The sequence below is a fragment of the Pseudomonas sp. IT-P4 genome (assembly GCF_949767755.1).
In the GTDB taxonomy this organism is placed as follows: Bacteria; Pseudomonadota; Gammaproteobacteria; order Pseudomonadales; family Pseudomonadaceae; genus Aquipseudomonas; species Aquipseudomonas monachiensis.
Genome location: NZ_CATKPX010000111.1, coordinates 70288 through 88519 on the forward strand (window position 1 = coordinate 70288; position 18232 = coordinate 88519).

An 18232-nucleotide genomic window follows, 5' to 3' on the forward strand; every position below is an offset into this window, starting at 1 on the left:
CGATCATGCAAATGAGCCAACATACCGACATGATTACAGCCGATTCCAGGAGCATGGTAGACCTGGACGTCGGCAAACCCGCGCGCTGGGGCGTGTGGCTGGTGCTCGCCGGCTTCGGCGGCTTTCTCCTGTGGTCATGGCTGGCGCCGCTGGATGCCGGCGTGGTAGCGACAGGCACGGTCAAGGTCACCAGCAATCGCAAAGCCGTGCAGCATCTGAGCGGCGGCACCGTGGAAGCCATCCTCGTTCGCGAAGGCGATCTAGTGACAAAAGGCCAGGAGGTAGTCCGCCTCGACTCGTTGCGTGCCCTTGCCGAACAGGGAGCGGTCAGCGCCCAGTACATCGTCAGCAAGACGGTGGAAAACCGTCTGGAAGCGGAGCGTGACAACCGCGACGTGGTGAACTTTGATCCTGAACTGCTAAAGCGCTTCAAGGATGACCACCGCCTGGAAGCCGCCATGGACCTGCAACAGCGCCTGCTCGACACCCGGCGCGCCGGTCTCGCGGGTGAGATCAGCATCCTGCAGGAGAACCTGGCGGCGTCGGCCGTGCAGCTCAAGGGCCTGCAGCAAGTCTATAGTGCCCGCGCCTCGCAAATCAGTTTCCTCAACCAGGAACTGCAAGGCACCCGCGTGCTGACCGCCGAAGGCTATGTACCGCGCAACCGCCTGCTTGAGCTGGAGCGCAGCAACGCCGACCTTTCCGCCGGCCAGGCCGAGAACCTCAACAACATCGCCCGGGTGCGTAGCCAGACCACCGAAATCAAGCTGCGCATCCTGCAGCGCCAGCACGATTACCTGAAAGAAGTCGAATCGCAGTTGACGGAAACCGCCAAGGAAAACACCACCCTGGCCGATCGCTTGCGCGCACTTGACTATGAAGTGACCCACACGGTGATTCGGTCACCGATCGATGGCATGGTCCAGGCCTTGAGCATCGCCACCGTCGGCGGGATCATCCAGCCCGGCTTCAAGATCATGGAAATCGTTCCGCTCAACGAACCGTTGCAGGTCGACGCGATGATTCCCGTGCAGGCCATCGACAAGATGGTCCCCGGACTGCCCGTGGACATTTCCTTCCCGGCCTTCAACCATGCCAAGACACCAAACATACCCGGCCGAGTGATGACCATCTCCGCCGACCGCCTGATGGACGAGGAAAGCAAGCAGCCGTTCTATCTGGCCCAGGTGGAAGTCACCCCCGATGGCATGGGCCTGCTTGGCACCAATCACATTCGCCCTGGCATGCCTGCCAGCGTCACCATCAAGACAGGCGAACGCAATATGTTGAGCTATCTTCTTAAACCAATGCTCGAACGTGTGGACAGCTCATTCAAGGAACAATGAAATGGACCGTCATTGCCTGCTCTTCTGCCTGATGGGGTTGGCCTTGCCGGCCGACGCCATGGACCTCAAGCAAGCCTGGGATCTGTTGCAGTTCCAGGGCCCCATCTACCAGGCCTCCGTGCATGAAAAAGAGGCCGGCCAGGAGAACCGCGCCATCGGCAAGGCCGGCCTGTTACCGCAGATCAATGCCTCGGCCTACAACAACAAGGTCAATGGCTCCCAAAGCCAGAACAACATCGACAGAGATCTCCATTACGACTCAAAGGGCGCTAACGTGCGCCTGCGCCAACCACTGTTCAACAAACAGAAAATGGCCGAGTACCGCCAGGGTCAGCAGCGTGCCGACTACAGTAACGCGGTATTCGATGCCAAGAGCCAGGACGCCGCAGTGCGCCTGGCCGAAAGCTATTTCGATGTGCTCCTGGCCAGCGAAACCATCACACTGGCAAAGTCCAAGCTGAGCGCCTTCGACGAACAACTCGCCTCGGCGAAACGGCGCCTGGAACTGGGGGCCGGCACCGTCACCGACGTCGACGAATCGACCGCTCGCCGCGACCTCGCCGAAGCCGAACTGATCGAAGCACAAGACAACCTGGTCAACGCGCGCCGCAAGCTCGAGGAATACATCGGTGAAACCCCCGAATCGCTGACCACCTTGCGTCCGAGTTTCGATACACCACCGCTGGTACCAGGCAACCTTCAGGACTGGTTGGTCAAAGCCCAGGTCGATAGCCCACTGATCCATGCGCGCCGCTATAGCCGCGACCTCGCCGAAGAGGAGGTCAAGCGTGCCAGTGCCGGCCACTGGCCAACCCTGGATTTCATCGCCGGCTACACCGCGGGTGAGAGCCAATCACTCTCCGAGTTGAATCAACGTAACCACTACGGCTCGATCGGGCTGGAAGTCAATATCCCGCTGTTCAGTGGTGGCGGCGTCAGCGCGCTGACACGCCAGGCCAGCGCCAATAGCGATAAGGCCACGGACGAACTCGACGCCGCACGACAGGAAGTCATCACCGGAACCACCCGTGAGTATCAAGGCATCCTGAGCGGTGCCAAACGCATTCGCGCGCTGGAGAAAGCCGTCGCGTCCAACGAACGCTCACTGGCATCGTCACGCAAGGGCTTCAAGGAAGGCGGCACCAGCACCAACTCGGATGTCCTCAATGCTGAAGAACTGCTCTTCGTCGCACGCCACGATCTGTTCGATGCCAAATTACGCTATTTGATGTCGCGCCTGCGCCTGGCCTCTTCGGTAGGCAGTCTGGGCGACGACGATATCGACCAGATCAACAACTACCTCGGCCCGGAACTGCTGGTCACCAACTGACGCTCACCTGCCGGCCGGTCGCGCAAAATGATGGCTGACCGGCGCCCCTTCTCCCATGATCCCCCACCCAGCCATTCATTGCCGCGTCTGAGCACAGAAAGGCAGCCGCCAGCAAAAAAACAGTCATCGCTGAAAGCTACCCACTAAACCCTTGATTCCCTTTATGCTCGATCCAGCTCCAAATCAAAAGCCACGCCAGGCTCCAGGCTGTAAACTGTCTCCCCATGCGCAAACTTTTGTACCTGACATTTTCCATGGCGTTGCTCGCCGCCCTCACGACCTACGCGATGTGGGCCGCAGACCGGCCGGTGGGTCATTACCTTTCGGACCTGCGGATCAGCCTCGCTGTCGACCAGGGCACGCCTGCGGACCGTGGCAACCTGTTGGGCATCCAGCCCGAACTGTTTCCTACCGACTACCAAAGTCCCGAGCGTTTGCACCGCAAGCTCGCAGCCTATCTGCAGGCAGCCCGGGACCAGGGTTTGCTGAACGGCAAGACCGTCGTCGTGTTGCCGGAGCACGTCGGTACCTGGCTGATGGTCAGCGGTGAAAAGGATGAGCTGTATCAGGCCAGCACCCTCAAAGAGGCCATGAACTGGCTGGCGGTAAGCAATCCCCTGAAGTTCGCCAAGGCGTTGATCAGCGCCGAGGGCGGCAACCGTCTGGACGATGCCCACCTGCGCATGAAAGCCAAGGCAATGGCCAGGGACTACCAGACATTGTTCGGAGGCCTGGCCAGGGAGTTCCACGTGACACTGGTCGCGGGCTCCATCGTGCTGCCCGAACCGAGCATCATCGACGGCACCTTGAGAATCGGCCGCGGCGCGCTGTACAACAGCAGCGTGGTGTTCAACAGCGAAGGCCTGCCGATCGGCCAGCCCCAGCGCCAGATACACCCGTTCTTCGCAGAACAGAACGGGATCAAGGCGAACGGTGAGCACTCGCTCAACGTCGTTGATACCCCCGCAGGAAGGCTGGGCGTATTGATCGGCCACGACAGCTGGTACCCGGAAAACTACCTCAAGCTCAACGACCAAAGCGTACAGCTGGTTGCGGTACCGGCCTTTGTTTCCGGCCGTGGCACTTGGGATCAACCGTGGCGCGGCTACAGGGGTTCGTCGGCGCCGGCGTCGGTCGGCTTGAAACCTGGAGAAGTCAGTGAAGGCCAGGCCTGGCAGCGCCTGACCCTCACGACCCGGATGCCGGCCAGTCAGGCCGTCGCTGGCATGAGCGTGTTCCTTCGGGGTCAGTTCTGGGACCAGGGCAGCGCCGGGCATAGTTTCCTCAGCAGCAACGGCCAGCACTTTGCCGATGGCAACGCCCATGGTGCGCGCTTGCTGAACCTCTGGTTGTAGGCCATGAATCCACAGCCGATGCGCCTCGGCGATCTGTCGGTGGGCTTTGTACATAGCCTGGCCGATGCCGTACGCAGTCACGGTGTCGATCCACAGCCACTGCTCGATCAATACGGTCTAGATGCCGCGCGCCTCAGCGAAGCCGGCGCCCGGTTGTCGATACCGCGCTACATGCGCCTGGGCCACAGTGCCATTCAACTGACCGACAACCCGGCCCTTGGCCTGCGCATGGGTCAGTTCAGTCGCCTGAGCCAGGCTGGCCTCGCTGGCGTCACCGCGGCCCAGGCACCGACGGTACGAGAAGCCGCGCGCTGCCTGATTCGATTCGAAGCCTTGTACGGCTCCAATTATCGCGGTCAATCAAGCTTTCACGAAGACGCCCGGGGCGCCTGGCTGCGGTTCTACTCGATCAGCCCCTATAACGCCTACAACCGCTTTGTGGTGGATTCGATCATCGCCGGCTGGTTACAGCAATTGTCCAGTGTCAGCCCTGCCCCGCTGCGTGCCGAACGTATCGAGATCGAATTCGAGGAGCCCGGCTACCGCCAGGCCTATGACGTGTTGGGCGACTGTCCGATCCAGTTTGGCGGCGAACGCAATCAACTGCGCTTGAGCCTGGCCAGTCTCGCCCAGCGCAACCCCGAGCACTGCCCGAGCACCTGGCGACATTTGCTGCAACTGTGTGAGCGGGAACTGGAACAACTGACACGCACCCGCAGCCTGCGTGAACGCATCATCGCGCTGCTGGGACCCTTGCTCAATGGTGGCCGGGAGCCCGACCTGCAGGAGGTGGCGGCACGCCTGAAGCTGCCCACCTGGACCTTGCGCCGCAAGCTCGCCGATGAAGGCACGCAGTTTCGTGCAATTCTCAACGACACCCGCCGCGACCTGGCCATGACTTACATACGCGACACCGAACTGGCGTTCGGAGAGATCGCCTACCTGCTGGGCTTTGCCTCAGCCGAAGCGTTTCAACGCGCATTCAAACGCTGGAACGGGCAGACACCCGGCGAATTTCGCCGCAGCCATCGCCAATCCGCTTGATGCCTACAACTCGGTAGCGTCTTCCGCCGGCTCCAGTGGGTCAAGTTCAAAAGCCTGGTACTCGAGCAGCTCTTCTTGATAATCGTCCATATTTGAATTCCCCAACCGTCTGAATAAATAACCAATTCCCTGAGCATAATGTGCCCGCATGAAAGAAAAATGACGCGGGCACGACACTCTGTCGCTACTCAATAAAACGTAGCAGCTGGTCAGGAATTTATCATCGGTTTTTTCGCGCAAGGCCGCAGAACAGCGGACCTTGTTGATGAGGGTCAATCTTTGCGCCCGCTACGGGATCGTTACTCGCTGGCCGATCCCGTAACGCGATCGATCACTGGCCAGAGACAGGAATCGCCTGAATCGGCTCGCTCGGCGGTGGTATGTCCGTCGGGTTAGTCGGTGGCGTGATGGTTTCTGCCGAAGGCGCCGGCTCTGCGTTCTGAACCGGGGTAATCGGCGCCGCTTCAGGAGGCGGGGCAACCGGCTCGGAGGCCGCTGGAACCGCTTCTACGGGCGCGGGCGCAGCAGGTTCTACAGCAGGAGTCACTGCCGGGGCCGGTGCCAGCGGTGCCGGTGCTGCCTTGGCTTCTGGCATTCCCAGGTCCGTTTTCGGCTTTTCGGGGATGTGCGCGGCCTTTTTCGCTTCCGGCGGCAGGAACAACTCGACCAGTGCGAAGAAACGCTCGTAGAACTTGGCGGACGATACGGTTTCGCTGGCGACCTTGACCATCGAGTCATCTGAGGAGCCGATCGGCATCGATACCGAGCCCAACACACCCACACCGAGACTGGCGGAGTTGTTGGTCTTCTTCAGCGCATAACGATCCTGCAGGGCATTGGCGAATATGGTCGCGTGGTGCCCTTCGCTGCCGTCATCGGCACAGACCACACTGAAGCTGATCTCCATGTGATTCTCGCCGGTCTGCTGGAAACTCTTGTGACCGCTGACCAGCTTCGGATCGTTGCTGGTGATGATGTAACCCTGGCTGAGCAAGGCGCGACGGGCGGCCTCACAGCTCTGGGTATCGCTGACCGGATAGTTTCGGGAAAAGGTACCGGAGTCGTCGAAATTCTCATGCTCATAGATGGCGGCCTTGTTCGATGAACAACCAGCCGCGGTGGCAAACACGGCTGCCAGCCCGACAACCCGCATGGGAAGTGATTTAAACATTGAACATCCTGAGGAAAACGGTTCGGGGCGTATTGTGCAACAGATCGATGCTTAGCGGAGCATCGATCGTGTCTTAAAACGGTTACAGGCTGATTGACCCCGGTTTTGCGCAAAAGTCACCGCGACAAATGACGTACGGCCAAACAAAAAGACCCCAGCCTTTCGGCCGGGGTCTCATGTACCGCGTTAAACCTGGTCAGGCATCAGTAACGCTTGATCTCCGCCTGGCTTTCCAGCTGCTTGCGGTAAGCCGCGAAGTCTTGCTGGCCGATGCGGGAAGCGAGGTAGCGACGATACTGTGCTTTCTCTTCTTCGGTCGGTGCCGCGGCTTCGTTCACGCCATTGAGGCGCACGATCATCAGGCTGCCATCAGCCAGCGTCACGCTGGTGAAGGTCGGTTTATCCTTGGCCGCAGGCTTCGCCATGCGAAACAGCGCTTGCAGCACCGCAGGGTCGATCCCTTCCTGGGCACGAGTTGCCGCGTCGGTGACTTTCCAGGACTGGCCGTCGATCACCCGATCCAGCGGGGTCGTGCCGTCGCGCAGGCTGGCAATCAGGGCGTCAGCCTTGGTCTTGGCATCGGCGCTGGCGTGCTCCTTGGCCAATTGCACACGGATCGCGGCAGAGACGCTTTCCAGCGGCAATTGCGAAGGCTTCAGGTGCTCCTTGGCACGCAACACGACCACGGTTTCAGGATCCAGTTCGATGGCGGTGCTGTTCGCCCCCTCATCCAGGACTTCCGGGCTGAACGCAGCCGTGATCACCGCACGGTTGGCCGTAATACCCTCACCACCTTCCCGGCCGAACGGCTTGGACGTGTGGACGGTCAGTTTCAAGTCCTGCGCCGGCTGAGCCAGATCAGACGCTTCGAACGAGGCATCCTCCAGCTGCTTGGTCGCCTCGACAAAACGCTGTTCGACCTGCTGGGCCTTCAATTCGCGGGTCAGCTTGTCTTTCAGGCTGGCGAATGTCGGTACCTCAGGCGCTTCCACGCCCAACAGCTTGATCAGGTGGAACCCGAAATCGGTGCGAACCGGCGCGGAAACCTGATCCTTGGTCAACGAATACAGGGCTTTTTCGAACGCAGGGTCGTAGACGCCAGGACCGGCATAACCCAGATCACCGCCGTTGTTCGCCGAACCAGGATCCTGGGAGAATTCCTTGGCCAGCGCCTCGAATTTCTCACCCTTGGCCAGACGGGCCTGGATCTCTTCGATCTTCGCCTTGGCTTGCGCCTCGGTGGTCTTGTCGTTCACTTCAATCAGAATGTGCGCCGCCTGGCGTTGCTCGGACAGGTTCGCGATTTCTTTCTGATAAGCCGCCTGCAGGTCTTCGTCATTGACGCTGACCTGATCGAAGAAGGAAGCCTTCTTCAGCTCGAGGTAATCGATGACCACCTGATCCGGCGTCATGAATTCCTTGGCGTGTTCGTCGTAATAGGCCTTGACCTCATCGTCGGTCAGCTTCACCGCCGCCGGGTCGACCTTGATGTTCAGGGAGGCGAAATCGCGGGTCTGTTTTTCCAGACGGGCAAACGCCAGCACCTGTGCATCGGTCACGAAACCGCTACCGGCCAGACCGGCACGCAACTGACCAATCAGCATTTCCTGAGCCATCAGCTGGCGGAATTGCATGCGGGTGTAGCCGAGTTGGCGAATCACCTGGTCGAAACGCTCGGAGCTGAACTTGCCATCCACCTGAAAGTCAGGCGTTTGCAGGATGACCTGATCCAGAGCCGCTTCGGAAAAAGCGAATTTCGAGTTTTCTGCGCCTTGCAGCAGCAGTTTGCGATCGATCAGGCCTTTGAGAGCCGACTCGCGCAGCATTTTTTCATCGAGCAAGGAAGCATCGAAATCCTTGCCCAGCTGTTGCATGAGCTGACGGCGTTGCATATCGACCGCCTGGCTCAGCTCGTTCTGGCTGATTTCTTCGCCATTGACCTTCGCCGCCTCATTCTTGTTCGTCGTGGCCTGAAAAATGGCGTCGAAACCGGTCAAAGCCATCAGTGCAACGATGACCCCGATAATAGTCTTGGCAATCCAGCCTTGTGAATTGTCCCTGATATTCTGCAGCATGCGTCCCCCAGAAACGGTTGAACTTCAAAAATTAGGCAACCGTGGAGCGTGGGTAGAATCCGAATAGAAGAAAGGCGCATCCGAGGATGCGCCTTCTCGTAACTGGCGGAGCGGATCGAGGGGCTCGAACTGGCGACCCTCGGTGTCTTGAACCGGCGACCTGCAGTCAGGACTGCCGCTCCGCTGCCAAGTCAGGCATGACCTGACCCGGATGGGTAAAAACCTGAATCGAACTTAGTTGACAGCTTCTTTCAGTGCTTTACCGGCTTTGAAACCTGGTTTTTTGGCTGCTGCGATTTCCAGCGTCTTACCGGTCTGTGGGTTACGACCAATGCGAGCTGGGCGATCAGTTACGGAGAAGGTACCGAAACCAACCAGAACAACAGAGTCGCCAGCCTTGAGAGCGCCAGTGACGGATTCGATTACAGCGTCCAGCGCACGGCCAGCAGCAGCTTTCGGGATATCAGCGGATGCAGCGATAGCATCAATCAGTTCCGACTTGTTCACTCTAAGTCCCCTTATATCTATTTGAGTATGATTCTAAGTTTTTTTGGTGAAAGCAAAAACGAGTGCTGAATGGCCTACAGACACTTAAGAGCCGCTTTATAACAAGGGCTCTAAAAAGCTGTCAAGAAAGCCCCCCAGGCAAATACGTACTAATGCGTGCTAATTCTTTCCTTAGAATCTGCGTCGCGTTTCTCATCCTTCGCGACTATCTCCGGAGCCACATCCGGCAAGGGCTCCGGCGCGTATTGCAGCGCAATTTGCAGGACCTCGTCAATCCATTTAACCGGTTTAATCTGTAGATCCTGCTTGATATTGTCCGGAATCTCTTTGAGATCGCGCACATTCTCTTCAGGAATGATCACGGTCTTGATTCCGCCACGATGGGCAGCCAGCAGTTTCTCTTTCAAGCCGCCGATGGCCAATACCTGGCCACGCAAGGTGATTTCGCCGGTCATGGCGACATCCGCGCGTACCGGAATGCCGGTCAATGCCGATACCAGGGCCGTGCACATGCCTACACCGGCGCTAGGGCCGTCCTTGGGGGTCGCCCCTTCCGGCATATGGATGTGCGTGTCACGCTTCTCATGGAAGTCCAGGGGGATCCCCAGACTCTTCGCCCGGCTGCGAACAACGGTCAAGGCCGCGGTGATCGATTCGACCATCACGTCACCCAGGGAACCGGTCTTGATCAACTGGCCCTTGCCCGGCACGACGGCCGCTTCGATGGTAAGCAGTTCGCCACCCACCTGAGTCCACGCCAGCCCGGTCACCTGACCGATCTGATCCTGCTGCTCGGCCAGGCCATAGCGGAATTTGCGCACGCCCAGGAAGTGCTCCAGCATGTCTGCGGTGACCTTCACCGAGAAGCGTTTTTCCAGCGCATGCTCCTTGACCGCCTTGCGGCAGACCTTGGCAATCTGGCGCTCCAGCCCACGCACACCGGCTTCACGGGTGTAGTAGCGGATGATGTCGCGGATCGCTTCCGCGTCAAACTCCAGCTCGCCTTTCTTCAGGCCGTTGGCCGTAATCTGCTTCGGCGAAAGGTATTTGACGGCGATGTTGATCTTCTCGTCTTCGGTGTAGCCCGGCAGACGGATCACTTCCATCCGGTCCAGCAACGCTGGCGGGATGTTCATCGAGTTCGAGGTGCACAGGAACATCACATCGGACAGGTCGTAATCGACTTCCAGATAGTGATCGTTGAAGTTGTGGTTCTGCTCAGGATCGAGCACTTCCAGCAACGCCGATGCCGGATCGCCACGCATGTCGCTGCCCATCTTGTCGATTTCGTCGAGCAGGAACAGCGGGTTGCGGACACCCACCTTTGTCATCTTTTGAATCAATCTTCCTGGCATCGAACCAATGTAAGTACGGCGATGACCACGAATTTCCGCTTCATCACGCACGCCACCGAGGGCCATGCGCACGAATTTGCGGTTGGTGGCGTGAGCGATCGACTCCGCCAGGGATGTTTTACCCACACCTGGAGGACCGACCAGGCACAACACCGGACCACGGATTTTCTTCACGCGCTTTTGCACGGCGAGGTATTCGAGGATGCGTTCCTTGACCTCTTCCAGGCCATAGTGGTCGGCGTCCAGAATGTCTTCTGCACGCGCCAGGTCCAGGCGCACCTTGCTCTGGGCCTTCCACGGCACTTGAACCAGCCAATCGATGTACGAACGCACCACGGTCGCTTCCGCGGACATCGGCGACATCTGCTTGAGCTTGTTCAGCTCGGCCGTTGCCTTGGCCAGCGCGTCTTTCGGCAGGCCGGCGGCGTCGATACGCTTTTTCAGCTCTTCGACTTCGTTGTGACCTTCGTCGCTGTCGCCGAGCTCTTTCTGAATGGCCTTCATTTGCTCATTCAGGTAGTACTCGCGCTGACTGCGCTCCATTTGTTTTTTGACGCGGCCACGAATGCGTTTTTCGACTTGCAGCAGATCGATCTCGGCATCCAGCAGCGCCAGGACGTGCTCGACCCGGGCCGACAAGTCGATGATTTCGAGGATTTCCTGCTTCTGTTCGATCTTCAGGGCCATGTGCGCGGCCATGGTGTCTACCAGGCGGCCCGGCTCATCGATGCTGTTGAGCGACGACAGGACTTCAGCCGGGACTTTCTTGCCCAACTGCACATATTGTTCGAACTGGGACAGCAGGCTGCGAACGAACACTTCCGACTCGCGTTCCGGCGCTTCAACTTCGTCGATCAGGGAGACTTCGGCACGGCAGTGGCCATCCACTTCGCTGAAGCGCTCGACAGCGCCCCGTTGCTCACCTTCGACCAGAACCTTGACCGTTCCGTCAGGCAGCTTCAGCAACTGCAGAACAGTGGCAATCGTACCCACGCGGTACAGGGCATCCTCACCGGGATCGTCGTCAGCCGGGTTTCTCTGGGCCAGCAGAAGAATCTGCTTGTCACCCGTCATCGCAGCCTCGAGGGCTTCGATGGATTTCTCGCGCCCCACGAACAGCGGGATAACCATGTGCGGATAAACCACGACATCACGCAATGGCAGGAGAGGCAATTCGATGGTTGTCTTCATGATTTCGCCTCTACGGCGGCCGTAAGGCCGTAAACAGATGGAAGTAAGCTTGAAACCAAGATGGGGGCTGCTTTGGAAAAAAACAAGCGGATAAAAGTACGACTTAAAAGATTGCAACCGATGGCAGCGTTTGTGATGGTCCGGACACACCCGGAAAATCAGATTGGCTGTCAGTTCGCCTTCGCTGGCAGGCCAGCTTCCACAAAAGCAAAGGGGCCCGAAGGCCCCTTCTTTATTCAAGCTGCGTGACACTTAAGCGTCTGGCGCGGCCTTGGCGGTCGGCTCACTGTTCTCGTAGATATACAGTGGCTTGGACTTGCCCTCTATCACGCTTTCATCGATCACTACTTTGCTCACCTCGGACTGCGAGGGGATTTCATACATAGTGTCGAGCAATACACCTTCGAGAATCGAACGCAGGCCACGGGCACCGGTTTTACGCTCCAGGGCACGCTTGGCGACCGATTTCAGAGCGTCGGTCCGGAATTCCAGATCCACGCCTTCCATCTCGAACAGCTTGGCATACTGCTTGGTCAGGGCATTTTTCGGCTCGGTGAGGATCTGCATCAGTGCAGCCTCGTCAAGCTCGTCGAGCGTGGCAAGTACCGGCAGACGACCGACGAATTCCGGGATCAGACCGAACTTGACCAAATCGTCAGGCTCGACTTCACGCAGGGATTCACCGACTTTCTTGCCTTCTTCCTTGCTGCGCACTTCTGCGTTGAAACCGATGCCACCCTTGGTGGAACGGTTTTGAATGACCTTCTCAAGACCCGAGAACGCGCCACCGCAGATGAACAGGATGTTACGGGTGTCGACCTGCAGGAATTCCTGCTGCGGATGCTTGCGACCACCTTGCGGTGGAACGGAAGCGACCGTGCCTTCGATCAACTTGAGCAGGGCCTGCTGCACGCCTTCACCGGAAACGTCCCGGGTGATCGACGGGTTGTCAGACTTGCGCGAAATCTTGTCGATTTCATCGATGTAGACAATGCCCATCTGGGCCTTTTCCACGTCGTAATCGCACTTCTGCAACAGCTTCTGAATGATGTTCTCGACATCTTCACCCACATAACCCGCCTCGGTGAGGGTGGTTGCGTCGGCGATGGTGAACGGAACGTTCAGCAAGCGGGCCAGGGTTTCGGCAAGCAGGGTCTTACCCGAGCCTGTCGGGCCGATCAGCAGGATGTTGCTCTTGCCGAGTTCGACGTCGTCATTTTTTTTGTCACGCTGATTCAGGCGCTTGTAGTGGTTGTACACCGCTACGGCCAGAACCTTTTTCGCACGCTCCTGACCAATCACATACTGATCAAGGATGCCGCTGATTTCTTTAGGCGAAGGCAATTTATGCGCACTGCTTTCGGCCTGTGCTTCCTGCACCTCCTCGCGGATGATGTCATTGCACAGGTCGACGCACTCGTCGCAGATAAAGACCGAGGGGCCGGCAATCAATTTGCGTACTTCATGCTGGCTTTTGCCACAGAAGGAGCAATAGAGCAGCTTGCCGTTGTCCTCGCCGTTGCGGGTGTCAGTCATTCGTTCGATCCAAATCCGATAGGCTTGCAACACAAGATGAAGGCTATTGCGGGCTTTTTCAAGCCCGCAGGTGTCGGACCCGCCGACCAACCTTATTTTGAGCTGCTTATTTTAAGCAGGACGCTGGCTGATCACTTCATCGATCAAACCGTACTCACGCGCGGCGTCTGCACTCATGAAGTTGTCGCGGTTGGTATCGCGCTCGATTTCTTCGAGAGTGCGCCCGCTGTGCTTGGCCATCAGCGTGTTGAGACGCTCGCGAATGAAGAGGATTTCCTTGGCATGGATTTCGATATCCGAGGCCTGGCCCTGGAAACCGCCCAGTGGCTGGTGAATCATCACACGCGAGTTCGGCAGGCAGTAACGCTTGCCTTGTGCACCGGCCGTCAGCAGGAACGCGCCCATGCTGCACGCCTGACCGATACAGGTGGTCGACACGTTGGGTTTGATGAACTGCATGGTGTCGTAGATCGACATGCCTGCAGTCACCGAACCGCCCGGGGAGTTGATATAGAGATGGATGTCCTTGTCCGGGTTTTCCGCTTCAAGGAACAGCAATTGCGCACAGATCAGGTTGGCCATGTAGTCCTCTACCGGACCAACCAGAAAGATCACCCGCTCCTTGAGGAGACGCGAGTAGATGTCGTAGGCGCGCTCGCCACGAGCGGACTGCTCGACAACCATCGGGACCAGGCCGCCTGCGGCCTGGATATCAGAGTTCTGCTGAATATACGAATTACGGAACATGCTCTGCAGTCACTCCCAAATAGTTATGTCTTGAATACGCATAAGCCAGCTCGAAGGCTGGCTTATGGTGTTTGCTTCTTATCGCAAAAGTGATCAGTCGGCTTGTGGTGCTTCTACCGGCTTGACCGCTTCTTCGTAAGAGACCGATTTGTCGGTCACGCTAGCTTTCTGCAGAACAGTATCCACAACTTGCTCTTCCAGCACAACCGAGCGAACTTCGTTCAGTTGCTGGTCGTTCTTGTAGTACCAGGACACAACTTGCTCAGGCTCCTGGTAGGCCGAAGCCATTTCCTGAATCATCTCGCGAACGCGGGTTTCGTCAGGCTTGAGGTCGAATTGCTTGACCACTTCAGCCACGATCAGACCCAGCACTACGCGGCGCTTGGCTTGCTCTTCGAACAGTTCGGCCGGCAGTTGGTCAGGCTTGATGTTGCCGCCGAACTGCTGAACAGCCTGCACGCGCAGACGGTCAACTTCGTTGGACAGCAGGGCCTTTGGCACTTCGATCGGGTTGGTGGCCAGCAGACCGTCCATTACCTGGTTCTTGACCTTGGATTTGATCGCCTGACGCAGCTCACGCTCCATGTTCTTGCGAACTTCGGCGCGGAAGCCTTCCAGACCGGTTTCCTTGATGCCGAATTGAGCGAAGAATTCTTCGGTCAGTTCTGGCAGTTTTGGCTCGGAAACGGTATTGACGGTCACGGTGAACTCGGCGGCTTTGCCAGCCAGGTCCAGGTTCTGATAGTCCTCTGGGAAAGTCAGGCTCAGAACGCGTTCTTCACCGGCTTTTGCGCCAACCAGGCCATCTTCGAAACCAGGGATCATGCGGCCGGAACCCAGAACCAGCTGGGTACCTTTGGCGGAACCGCCGGCGAACACTTCACCGTCGACCTTGCCGACGAAATCGATGTTCAACTGGTCTTCGTTCTGGGCAGCACGATCGGCCACTTCGAAACGGGTGTTCTGCTTGCGCAGGATGTCCAGCATCTTGTCCAGATCGGCGTCAGTCACGTCAGCGCTCAGGCGCTCTACGGTGATACCTTCGAAACCGGCAACGGTGAATTCAGGGAACACTTCGAATACGGCTACGTATTCCAGGTCCTTGCCCGCTTCCAGGGATTTTGGCTCGATCGAAGGCTGACCAGCCGGGTTCAGCTTCTGCTCAACCACAGCTTCGTAGAAGGAAGACTGGATCACGTCGCCTACAGCTTCCTGGCGAGCGTCAGCACCGAAACGGCGCTTGATTTCGCTCATTGGCACTTTGCCTGGACGGAAGCCAGCAATCTTGGCCTTTTGGGCGGTCTGCTGCAGACGCTTGTTGACCTGGCTCTCGATGCGCTCAGCCGGCACGGTGACGCTCATGCGGCGCTCAAGAGCAGTAGTATTTTCAACAGAAACTTGCATGGATATTCCTCGTTGCACAGACGTTAGCCGGCCGTTTCCGACCCCAGAATCAAGGGCATGCATTCTAGTGGGTCAAACTCAAGAAGTCACCCTACTGAAAACGGGTAAAAACGCAGCAGGCAATTTATAGGTGCGAATGCACGAATGCACCTCGCCCCGATGGCAAATACAACCAATCACGCCAGGGCTCTGCGCCAACCTTTCCCTATATAGAGAAGGCAGCCAATCATCTCCCTGACAGCCGATCTCGCAAGCAAGGCCGGCGGGCAGGACTGCATCATCGAGAAACATAAATACGACGAAACACCCTGCCCCTGCGACCCGGAACCTGCGGCCACTGAAACAAAAAAGGCGCCAGACTTTTCAATCTGGCGCCTTTCGAAATATGGGGTGGACGATGGGGATCGAACCCACGACAACGGGAGTCACAATCCCGTGCTCTACCAACTGAGCTACGCCCACCATATTGCCTGTTAAAGAAGCCAAACAAACTTCTTTATCAAGCTCCAGCCAGGCCAAATGCCTGAGTGAAGCTTTAATTGGTGCGGATGAAGAGACTCGAACTCTTACGCCTCGCGGCGCTGGAACCTAAATCCAGTGTGTCTACCAATTCCACCACATCCGCGGGTGAAGCTTTTAAAGCAAAGGCGCCAGACTGTTAATCTGGCGCCTTTCGAAATATGGGGTGGACGATGGGGATCGAACCCACGACAACGGGAGTCACAATCCCGTGCTCTACCAACTGAGCTACGCCCACCATATCGCGCTACTTGTGCCAAAGCTGCCTAATGGCGCACCCGGCAGGACTCGAACCTGCGACCATCCGCTTAGAAGGCGGATGCTCTATCCAGCTGAGCTACGGGCGCCTTGTTAGCTGTAACCTTGGAGGACTACAAACTAAGTGCTTTCCAGTCTCGCAGAATCGTAATCCCGCTCAACCTTCCTAACCAGTGCTAGGCTGTGCCCGACAAGTGCGACGAATAGTATAGAGCCACCCGAAGGTCGTCAAATCCTTTTTAAAAAAAATTCATTTAATTAAAGGAGTTAGGGGAATTTGCAGACCAAGCGCCTTTGCCCTCACCGCATGACATGCGAGAATGCGTTCTCTTTTTTTCCCCTCTCGATGGTTAATCACGCGCAATGACTGCACAACTTATCGACGGCAAATCGATCGCCGCCAGCCTGCGCCAGCAGATCGCCCAACGTGTCACCGAGCGTCGCCAGCAAGGCCTGCGCACGCCCGGCCTTGCGGTGATCCTGGTCGGCAGCGATCCTGCCTCTCAGGTTTATGTCTCGCACAAGCGTAAAGACTGTGAAGAGGTCGGCTTTCTATCCCAAGCCTATGACCTGCCTTCGGAAACCACTCAAGAAGCGCTGACCGAGCTGATCGATCGCCTGAACGACGATCCTGCAATCGACGGCGTCCTGCTTCAGCTTCCGCTTCCCGAGCACCTGGACGCCTCCAGGCTGCTGGAACGCATTCGTCCGGATAAAGACGTCGACGGTTTCCATCCTTATAACGTCGGCCGCCTGGCCCAGCGAATCCCGCTGCTGCGCCCATGCACCCCCAAAGGCATCATGACCCTGCTGGAAAGCACTGGTGTCGACCTTTACGGGATGGATGCCGTTGTCGTCGGCGCATCCAATATCGTTGGCCGCCCAATGGCCATGGAATTGCTGCTGGCCGGTTGCACCGTGACGGTCACCCACCGCTTTACCAAGGACCTGGCCGGCCATGTCGGCCGTGCGGACCTGGTCGTCGTCGCTGCCGGCAAGCCGGGCCTGGTCAAGGGCGAATGGATCAAGGAAGGCGCGATCGTGATCGATGTCGGCATCAACCGCCAGGACGATGGCAAGCTGGTCGGTGACGTGATCTACGAAACCGCCCTGCCCCGCGCCGGCTGGATCACTCCGGTACCGGGCGGTGTCGGCCCGATGACCCGAGCCTGCCTGCTGGAAAACACCCTGTACGCTGCTGAAACCCTGCACAGCTGAGTTTCAACGCGCACGCGTTCAGCGTGACAAGGAACCCCGCCCTGGCGGGGTTTTTTTTGCCCGCGAAAAACACCGACCGCCTGCCGGAAAATGACTTTCTTTTCATGTTTCTCAGGACTTTCACCTGTTACTTGATCAACCATCGACAGTTATTCAGCCATACTCCAGAATGTCGCGCTTTTTACGAAATAGCCCGTTACAAAACGGCTTATCAACACCTTACGAGTCTGCCAGCGTGAAAATCCGTCTTTCCATCCTGAGCCTATTTTTTGCAGTTACAGGGACTTTCATCACGCCAATCGCCAGCGCTGGCGAAACCACGGCAGCGCCTCGAGACACCTCGCAACTCAAGCTCGCCTCCGGCAGCTCTTTACTGCTGGATATGCAGACCAACAAAGTCATCTATGCCAGCAATCCGGACGTCGTCGTTCCCATCGCGTCCGTCAGCAAATTGATGACCGGCCTGGTCGTGGTTGAAGCCCGGCAAAACATGGATGAATACATCAACATCAACATCAGCGACACACCGGAAATGAAAGGTGTGTACTCCCGGGTCAAGCTCAAGAGCGAACTGCCGCGCCGGGAAATGCTGCTGATTGCCCTGATGTCATCTGAAAACCGGGCCGCGGCAAGCCTGGCCCACCACTATCCGGGTGGCTATGCCGCGTTCATTGCTGCAATGAACGCCAAGGCCCGGGCCTTGGGCATGACCAATACCCATTTCGTCGAACCGACAGGGCTCTCGCCGCGCAACGTTTCGACAGCTCGCGATTTGAGCAAACTGTTGATCGCCGCGCACAAGTACCCGCTGCTGACCGAACTGAGCACAACCAAGGAAAAGACCGTTTCGTTTCGCAAACCGAACTACAGCCTGGGTTTCCGCAACACCGACCATTTGGTGCGCAAGCAGGACTGGGACATCCAGCTGACAAAAACCGGTTTCACCAACGAAGCAGGTCACTGCCTGGTGCTGGTGACCCGAATGGGTAACCGTCCGGTGGCCTTGGTGATCCTTGACGCTTATGGCAAGTACACCCATTTTGCCGATGCCACGCGCATGCGTAATTGGGTAGAGAGCGGAAAAAGTGCTGACGTGCCTTCCGTCGCCTTGCAGTACAAGGCAGACAAGAACCTCAAGCAGCGCCAGAGCGGCGTGGTTGAAGCGTCGAAGTAACC

The 18232-nt window shown here is 57.8% G+C and carries 14 protein-coding genes and 4 tRNA genes; 6 read left to right on the forward strand and 12 right to left on the reverse strand.

Annotation, left to right across the window (positions count from 1 at the left end; genetic code table 11):
• The first annotated feature begins 5 nt into the window (after window positions 1-5).
• The 4 genes from ACM6IT_RS28275 to ACM6IT_RS28290 all read left to right on the forward strand — a co-directional run bounded on the left by ACM6IT_RS28275 (window position 6) and on the right by ACM6IT_RS28290 (window position 5075).
• Entirely contained in the window at window positions 6-1346 is a 1341-nt protein-coding gene (locus ACM6IT_RS28275) for an HlyD family type I secretion periplasmic adaptor subunit (RefSeq protein ID WP_056722318.1), read from the forward strand.
• A gap of 1 nt (window position 1347) precedes the next feature.
• The gene (locus tag ACM6IT_RS28280) at window positions 1348-2676 is read left to right on the forward strand and encodes a TolC family outer membrane protein (protein WP_056722321.1); all 1329 of its coding nucleotides are present in this window, start codon (window positions 1348-1350) and stop codon (window positions 2674-2676) included.
• Window positions 2677-2900: 224 nt separating this feature from the next.
• Complete coding sequence (locus ACM6IT_RS28285) at window positions 2901-4031, forward strand: nitrilase-related carbon-nitrogen hydrolase (protein ID WP_409078858.1); 1131 nt, start codon at window positions 2901-2903, stop codon at window positions 4029-4031.
• Between the two features lie 3 nt (window positions 4032-4034).
• Window positions 4035-5075 (forward strand): AraC family transcriptional regulator, encoded by a 1041-nt coding sequence (locus ACM6IT_RS28290; protein WP_414912735.1) that lies wholly within the window; start codon window positions 4035-4037, stop codon window positions 5073-5075.
• A gap of 3 nt (window positions 5076-5078) precedes the next feature.
• Here the strand turns inward: ACM6IT_RS28290 and ACM6IT_RS28295 are convergent, their stop codons facing one another.
• The 12 genes from ACM6IT_RS28295 to ACM6IT_RS28350 form a co-directional block, all read right to left on the reverse strand.
• Window positions 5079-5351, reverse strand: a complete 273-nt coding sequence (locus ACM6IT_RS28295; RefSeq protein WP_156385718.1) for a hypothetical protein — start codon at window positions 5349-5351, stop codon at window positions 5079-5081.
• 55 nt (window positions 5352-5406) lie between these two features.
• Window positions 5407-6246 carry a DUF2242 domain-containing protein gene (locus ACM6IT_RS28300; protein ID WP_056722327.1) on the reverse strand — a complete coding sequence of 280 codons (840 nt, stop codon included), beginning with the start codon at window positions 6244-6246 and terminating at the stop codon, window positions 5407-5409.
• A gap of 203 nt (window positions 6247-6449) precedes the next feature.
• Window positions 6450-8321 (reverse strand): SurA N-terminal domain-containing protein, encoded by a 1872-nt coding sequence (locus ACM6IT_RS28305; protein WP_414912737.1) that lies wholly within the window; start codon window positions 8319-8321, stop codon window positions 6450-6452.
• A 234-nt stretch (window positions 8322-8555) separates the two neighbouring features.
• Window positions 8556-8828 carry an HU family DNA-binding protein gene (locus ACM6IT_RS28310; protein ID WP_002552737.1) on the reverse strand — a complete coding sequence of 91 codons (273 nt, stop codon included), beginning with the start codon at window positions 8826-8828 and terminating at the stop codon, window positions 8556-8558.
• Between the two features lie 149 nt (window positions 8829-8977).
• Window positions 8978-11374 carry an endopeptidase La gene (lon, locus tag ACM6IT_RS28315; RefSeq protein ID WP_056722330.1) on the reverse strand — a complete coding sequence of 799 codons (2397 nt, stop codon included), beginning with the start codon at window positions 11372-11374 and terminating at the stop codon, window positions 8978-8980.
• Window positions 11375-11626: 252 nt separating this feature from the next.
• Window positions 11627-12910 (reverse strand): ATP-dependent Clp protease ATP-binding subunit ClpX, encoded by a 1284-nt coding sequence (gene clpX, locus ACM6IT_RS28320; RefSeq protein ID WP_008048848.1) that lies wholly within the window; start codon window positions 12908-12910, stop codon window positions 11627-11629.
• A gap of 111 nt (window positions 12911-13021) precedes the next feature.
• Entirely contained in the window at window positions 13022-13657 is a 636-nt protein-coding gene (clpP, locus tag ACM6IT_RS28325; RefSeq protein WP_015094302.1) for an ATP-dependent Clp endopeptidase proteolytic subunit ClpP, read from the reverse strand.
• A 93-nt stretch (window positions 13658-13750) separates the two neighbouring features.
• Window positions 13751-15061 (reverse strand): trigger factor, encoded by a 1311-nt coding sequence (tig, locus tag ACM6IT_RS28330; protein WP_414912738.1) that lies wholly within the window; start codon window positions 15059-15061, stop codon window positions 13751-13753.
• A 386-nt stretch (window positions 15062-15447) separates the two neighbouring features.
• Window positions 15448-15523 (reverse strand) — tRNA-His (locus ACM6IT_RS28335).
• 78 nt (window positions 15524-15601) lie between these two features.
• Window positions 15602-15686 (reverse strand) — tRNA-Leu (locus tag ACM6IT_RS28340).
• Between the two features lie 56 nt (window positions 15687-15742).
• Window positions 15743-15818, reverse strand: a tRNA-His gene (locus tag ACM6IT_RS28345).
• 32 nt (window positions 15819-15850) lie between these two features.
• Window positions 15851-15927, reverse strand: a tRNA-Arg gene (locus ACM6IT_RS28350).
• Between the two features lie 274 nt (window positions 15928-16201).
• Between ACM6IT_RS28350 and folD the strand changes: the two genes are divergently transcribed.
• Complete coding sequence (gene folD / locus ACM6IT_RS28355) at window positions 16202-17056, forward strand: bifunctional methylenetetrahydrofolate dehydrogenase/methenyltetrahydrofolate cyclohydrolase FolD (RefSeq protein ID WP_046043051.1); 855 nt, start codon at window positions 16202-16204, stop codon at window positions 17054-17056.
• 235 nt (window positions 17057-17291) lie between these two features.
• Window positions 17292-18230 (forward strand): D-alanyl-D-alanine endopeptidase, encoded by a 939-nt coding sequence (pbpG, locus tag ACM6IT_RS28360; protein WP_056722336.1) that lies wholly within the window; start codon window positions 17292-17294, stop codon window positions 18228-18230.
• Window positions 18231-18232 lie beyond the last annotated feature (2 nt).

Coding starts and splice junctions, on each gene's coding strand:
- ACM6IT_RS28275 (WP_056722318.1), top strand. CDS start 6: ATGCAAATGAGCCAACATACCGACATGATTACAGCCGATTCCAGGAGC.
- ACM6IT_RS28280 (WP_056722321.1), top strand. CDS start 1,348: ATGGACCGTCATTGCCTGCTCTTCTGCCTGATGGGGTTGGCCTTGCCG.
- ACM6IT_RS28285 (WP_409078858.1), top strand. CDS start 2,901: ATGCGCAAACTTTTGTACCTGACATTTTCCATGGCGTTGCTCGCCGCC.
- ACM6IT_RS28290 (WP_414912735.1), top strand. CDS start 4,035: ATGAATCCACAGCCGATGCGCCTCGGCGATCTGTCGGTGGGCTTTGTA.
- ACM6IT_RS28300 (WP_056722327.1), bottom strand. CDS start 6,246: ATGTTTAAATCACTTCCCATGCGGGTTGTCGGGCTGGCAGCCGTGTTT.
- ACM6IT_RS28305 (WP_414912737.1), bottom strand. CDS start 8,321: ATGCTGCAGAATATCAGGGACAATTCACAAGGCTGGATTGCCAAGACT.
- lon (WP_056722330.1), bottom strand. CDS start 11,374: ATGAAGACAACCATCGAATTGCCTCTCCTGCCATTGCGTGATGTCGTG.
- clpX (WP_008048848.1), bottom strand. CDS start 12,910: ATGACTGACACCCGCAACGGCGAGGACAACGGCAAGCTGCTCTATTGC.
- clpP (WP_015094302.1), bottom strand. CDS start 13,657: ATGTTCCGTAATTCGTATATTCAGCAGAACTCTGATATCCAGGCCGCA.
- tig (WP_414912738.1), bottom strand. CDS start 15,061: ATGCAAGTTTCTGTTGAAAATACTACTGCTCTTGAGCGCCGCATGAGC.
- folD (WP_046043051.1), top strand. CDS start 16,202: ATGACTGCACAACTTATCGACGGCAAATCGATCGCCGCCAGCCTGCGC.